Origin of the sequence: Longimicrobium sp. (assembly GCF_036554565.1) — a bacterium.
In the GTDB taxonomy this organism is placed as follows: domain Bacteria; phylum Gemmatimonadota; class Gemmatimonadetes; order Longimicrobiales; family Longimicrobiaceae; genus Longimicrobium.
This window is the reverse complement of the sequence record NZ_DATBNB010000079.1, coordinates 1-5,075: the sequence shown is the minus strand read 5'-3', so window position 1 is coordinate 5,075 and position 5,075 is coordinate 1. Positions and strand designations below refer to the sequence as shown.

The following is a 5,075-nucleotide window of genomic DNA, read 5'->3' as shown; positions in this document are numbered from 1 at the left end:
CACGACTGCGCTGCCGCGCGGCCCGGGGCGGAAGGTGCCCGCGCTGATCTTGCGATCCGCCGTCACCAGCCACAGCTGGTACTCGCGGCCCGGCCGTGTAGCGGGAAGGTTGTGGGCGAAGAAGGTCCAGCGCGCCGTCCTGATATCCCAGAACATGCGGCCTGTGGGGTCCGCCGGCCGCGCCGCCGCCATCTCGATCACCTTCACCGCCGGCCCGGAAAGCGACGCGACGGTCGCCTCGCCCTGCTGAACGCGCTCCGCCAGCCGCGTGCGCTCCGCCTCGAGCCGCGTCGCCCGGGCCTGCAGCGCATCCACCTGCCGCCGCAGTCCGGACGCGTACACGCCGGCGGCGATCAGCAGCAGCAGAGACGCGGCTGCGGCAAGCCACCCCGCCATCGCCCCGCGGCCCCGGCGAGCGGAGGTGATGGGAATCACGTCGGGCCGGGACGGAGCAGGCCGCGCCGGCCCCGCATCGACCTGCGCATCGGAAACCACCGGGCGCGGCACCGGCGGCGCCTCGATGGTCACGTCGTCCTGCGAGGCGCCATCCGCCGCCGCCCTGGCCAGCAGGCGCGAGCGGAGGTCCGCGGCGCGGGCGGGGGCCAGCGGGCGATGGGGAGCGGCGTGCGCCACCAGCGACGCCGCCTCGCGCAACGCGTCCAGCTCCGCGCGGCAGGCGTCGCACTCGGCCACGTGGGCCAGCACCCGCTCGCGCTCGGCGCCGTCGAGCGCACCCAGCGCCTCCGCGCCCAGCGCCTCGCGAGCTTCGTCGTGCGTCAGTTCTATCGTCATGGCGCCTCCTCCCGAAGGCTCGACAGCGCCGTTCTCAGCTTCTGAAGCGCCAGCCGGGCCCGCGTTTTTACGGTACCCAGCGGCTGGCCCGTGGCCTCCGCGATCTCCGTCTGGCTCAGCCCGCGAAAGTAGGCCAACTCCACCGTCTCGCGCTGGTCCGGCGGAAGTGCGGCCAGCGCCTCCTCCACCCGCGCCCTCAGGTCCGCGGCTTCCGCCGCCTCGGCTGGGCCGCCGCCCGCCAGCACGAACTCCGCGGAGGCCGGGGCATCGTCCAGCGAAATCTCCTGCCGCGCGGCCCGGCGCACGCGCACCCGGTCCAGCGCCCGGCTGCGGGCGATGGTCGTCAGCCAGGTGCGCACGCTGCCGCGCGACTCGTCGTACGTGCCCGCCTGCCGCCACGCCTGCCAGAGCGCGTCCTCCAGCACCTCTTCAGCATCGCCCGCATCGCCGACGATGTGAAAGATCAGCGAGTGCAGCAGCGGCTGCCAGCGATCGTACAGCAGCCCCAGCGCGCGCTCGTCGCCCGCGGCCATGGCGCGCACCAGGGCCAGGTCCGCGTCATCGGCGGATGCGGAGCCGGGCCGTGGACGCCCGGGCGCGGGATCGCTCACAGATGGGTACGGGAGAAGTTGTCGGTCCGGATGCATGAACGGAAGCTGGATGGAGGCAGAAGCGTGCGCAAGCGTCCGCGGGCCCATGCGAGAACAAGGCCGAGGGGGAAAACGACGGAGCCGCGGGAAAGGATCTCCCGCGGCTCCGCGTGGTGCCGGCCTTCAGACCAGGCCGGTGCTCAGGGGTAGCGCTCCTGCAGTTCCCGCAGCACGCGCTCCGCATCCGCCCGCGGGAGCCCGGCGCCGGCGAACTCCTCCACGCTGGCGTGGCGGGCGCTGTACAGCGTGTGGAACCGCTCGACCAGCGCATCCACCCGCTTGGGCCCGAGTCCCTGGATGCCGCTCAGCACCACGCCCAGCCGCTCGCGCTCAAGCCGCGAGCCGATCTCCTCCGGCGCCGAAAGGTCGTGCCCCTTCTGGCGGAGCGAATCCAGGAAGCCCAGCCAGTCCTCGTGGTTCCACCCGCCCGGCCGGGCGATGGCGAAGGCGCGGAGGTCGGCCTGCAGCTGGTCGATCTCCTTCTGCTGCTTGCGCCGGGCCACGGTCTCGTCGAACGTCTCGCGCTTCTTGCCGGTCTTGGAAGCGGGCTTGCTGGCCGGCTTCGCGGCGGTCTTCGCCGCCGGCTTCGTCGGGGACTTGGCGACGGCCGCCCCTGCCTTCGGGGCGCGGGTGCGGGTGACCGACGCCGGCTGGTCGCCTACGGCTACGCCGGTGCCGGGCGCCTTGCCGCCGCGCGCCGGCCTCGCGCCGCCGGGGGCCATCGCCTCGGCGGCTGCATCGGCTGCCCGGCTGCGGCCGCGCGTGGTGCCCGGCCCGTCGCCGACGTCGTCCTGGGGAATGGAGCTGGTCCCGCTCTTCTTGGCCATGATCTTCCAGATGGGTTCAGGCGGGCGGAAAGGAATCCGCCCGCATCAGTCTTCGCGTTGCAAAATGAGAATGCCAAGAGGCGGCAACGTCAATGGCAGCGACTGCCCGCGGCCGTGCACCGCCAGCGGAACCGTCTCTACCCAGCCGCTGTTCCCCACGTTGCTGCCGCCGTACGCCGCCGCGTCGCTGTTCAGCACCTCGCGGTAGCGGCCGGCGCGCGGCACGCCCACGTGGTACTGCTGCCGGATCACCGGGGTGAAGTTGCAGACGAACACCAGCTCCTGCCCCGACGTGGTCGCGCGGCGGATGAACGAGAGGACGGTCTGCTCCACGTCGCGGAAGTCGATCCACTCGAATCCCTCGTGGCTGAAGTCCGTTTCCCAGAACGCGGGCTCGCGCTGGTAGGCGGCGTTCAGGTCCTTCATCCACCGCTGGATGCCGGCGTGCAGCGGATCGCCCAGCAGGTGCCAGTCCAGCGAGCGGTTCTCGTTCCACTCGCCCACCTGGCCGATCTCGCCGCCCATGAACAGCAGCTTCTTGCCGGGATGGCCCCACATCATCCCCAGCATCAGCCGCAGGTTGGCCGCCTTCTGCCACGCGTCGCCCGGCATCTTGCCGATCAGCGAGCCCTTCAGGTGCACCACCTCGTCGTGGCTCAGCGGCAGCACATACTTTTCGCTGAACGCGTACATCAGCGAAAAGGTCAGCAGGTTGAAGTGGTACTTCCGGTGGATGGACTGCTCGCTCATGAAGCGAAGGTTGTCGTGCATCCACCCCATGTTCCACTTCAGGTGGAATCCCAGCCCGCCCAGGTGCGCCGGCTGCGTGACGCCGGGCCAGGCCGTGCTTTCCTCGGCGATCATCAGCGTGCCGGGATAGCGGTCGCGCACGGTGGTGTTCAGCTGCTGCAGGAACTCCACGGCCTCGATGTTCTCGCGCCCGCCGTACTTGTTGGGCACCCACTGCCCCGGGCCACGCGAGTAGTCCAGGTACAGCATCGACGCCACGGCATCCACCCGCAGGCCGTCGGCGTGGTATTCGTCCAGCCAGAAGAGCGCGTTGCTCACCAGGAAGGTGCGCACCTCGTTGCGCCCGAAGTTGAACACCTGCGTGCCCCACTCCGGGTGCTCGCCCTGGCGCGGGTCGGCATGCTCGTACAGCGCCGTGCCGTCGAAGCGGCGCAGGGCGTGGGCGTCCTTGGGAAAGTGCGCGGGCACCCAGTCCAGGATCACGCCAATGCCGCGCTGGTGAAGCGTGTCGACCAGGAAGCGGAAGTCGTCGGGCCCGCCGAAGCGGCTGGTGGGGGCGAAGTAGCCCGTCACCTGGTATCCCCACGACGGGTCGTAGGGATGCTCCATCACGGGAAGGAACTCCACGTGGGTGAAGCCCATCTCGCAAAGGTAGTCCGGCAGCTCGGCGGCCATCTCGCGCCACGTCAGGGGCCGGTCGTCCTCCTCCGGCCTGCGCCGCCACGAGCCGGGGTGCAGCTCGTAAACGGACACGGGCGCCGCGCACCAGTCCCACTCGCGGCGCTTCTGCATCCACTCGGCGTCGCCCCACTCGTACTTCGACAGGTCGGCGACGACGGACGAGGTTTCCGGCCGCAACTCGGCGCTGAACGCCAGCGGGTCGGCCTTCAGGAACGCGGGGCCTTGGTGCGGAAGGATCTCGTACTTGTACGCCGTTCCCTCGGGGAGGCCGGGAATGAAGATTTCCCACACACCCTGCGCGGGATGCCGGCGCATGGGGTGGCGGCGGCCGTCCCACAGGTTGAAGTCGCCCACCACGCTCACGCGCTTGGCGGCCGGCGCCCACACGCTGAAGCGCACGCCGGGCACCCCGTCCACCTCCATGGTCTTCGCGCCCAGCACCTCCCACAGGCGCAGGTGGGTGCCTTCGCTGATCAGGTACAGGTCGAAGTCGCTGACCAGCGGTGGGTACGAGAACGGGTCCGCCAGCTCCACCGGCTCGTCCACCCCCGGCCAGACGACGCGCAGGCGGTAGCGGAAGCTGGAGGTGCCGCGCGGCAGCAGGGCCTCGAAGAAGCCATCGGGGTGCCCGCATTCCATCGGCGCGACGTCCTTGCCGTCCTCGTCGGCCAGGATGGCGGACGTGGCGCCGGGAAGGAAGGCGCGCACCACCAGGCGCAGCTCGCCGCCGATGGACACGGTGTGCATGCCCAGCACGCGGAACGGGTCCGGGTGCTCGGCCGTCAGGATCAGGTTTACGTCGTGTAGCAGGGTCGCAGAAGCCATCGCCGTCCTGTGATTCGTTCGCTGAGAGTTCGGGCGCGCCCGCAGGAAGTATCGTGCCGGGGCGTACTCACGGGAGGATGGGGGATTGGTTCAGACGCTGGACGAATCGGGCGCCCCACCCTCGACACAACTGACGCGTCACCGAGTCGGGAGTGGTTGGAGAACGGCTGTGCATGCCTCGGGCGCCCCCCATCCCCAGCCCTTCCCCCGCAAACTGCGCGGGGGAAGGGTGCCAGTGTGGTGCGCTTCGGTCGGGGCGGCGCCACCACAACCCTGTCATCCTGAGGCCCAGGCGCGCCGAACCGGCCCGTAAACCATCCGTCGCGGGCTGAAGGATCTAGCCTGCGCCACTTCTCAGCTTGGGCGCGACAGCGGCACGGATGCCTGAGCCTCGGCGTCGTCGCGGCGGGATGTGTGGGGCATTTCGACAGGCACTGGCGCATGCCGCGGCGGGCCCCTCCCCCGGCCCCTCCCCGCATGCTGCGCATGCGGAGAGGGGAGAATTCGATTGCGCTTCGGCCGGCCCCGCGCACCGGGCTGCGCATGCAGT

General features: G+C 70.8%; 4 protein-coding genes. All 4 read right to left on the bottom strand.

Annotated elements, in window-relative coordinates; genetic code table 11:
- Positions 1-792 (bottom strand): zf-HC2 domain-containing protein (locus VIB55_RS02155; RefSeq protein WP_331875019.1); only part of this gene is annotated, 792 nt, incomplete at its 3' end.
- Entirely contained in the window at positions 789-1,403 is a 615-nt protein-coding gene (locus VIB55_RS02150; RefSeq protein WP_331875018.1) for a sigma-70 family RNA polymerase sigma factor, read from the bottom strand. The genes VIB55_RS02155 and VIB55_RS02150, both read right to left, overlap by 4 nt.
- A 179-nt stretch (positions 1,404-1,582) precedes the next feature.
- Entirely contained in the window at positions 1,583-2,269 is a 687-nt protein-coding gene (locus VIB55_RS02145; RefSeq protein WP_331875017.1) for a hypothetical protein, read from the bottom strand.
- A gap of 45 nt (positions 2,270-2,314) precedes the next feature.
- On the bottom strand, positions 2,315-4,525 hold the full coding sequence (gene glgB, locus VIB55_RS02140; RefSeq protein ID WP_331875016.1) for a 1,4-alpha-glucan branching protein GlgB: 2,211 nt from the start codon (positions 4,523-4,525) through the stop codon (positions 2,315-2,317).
- Positions 4,526-5,075: the final 550 nt, after the last annotated feature.

Bases quoted from the DNA above. Each gene is read 5' to 3' on its own strand.
- VIB55_RS02145 (WP_331875017.1), bottom strand. From the start codon at position 2,269: ATGGCCAAGAAGAGCGGGACCAGCTCCATTCCCCAGGACGACGTCGGC.
- glgB (WP_331875016.1), bottom strand. From the start codon at position 4,525: ATGGCTTCTGCGACCCTGCTACACGACGTAAACCTGATCCTGACGGCC.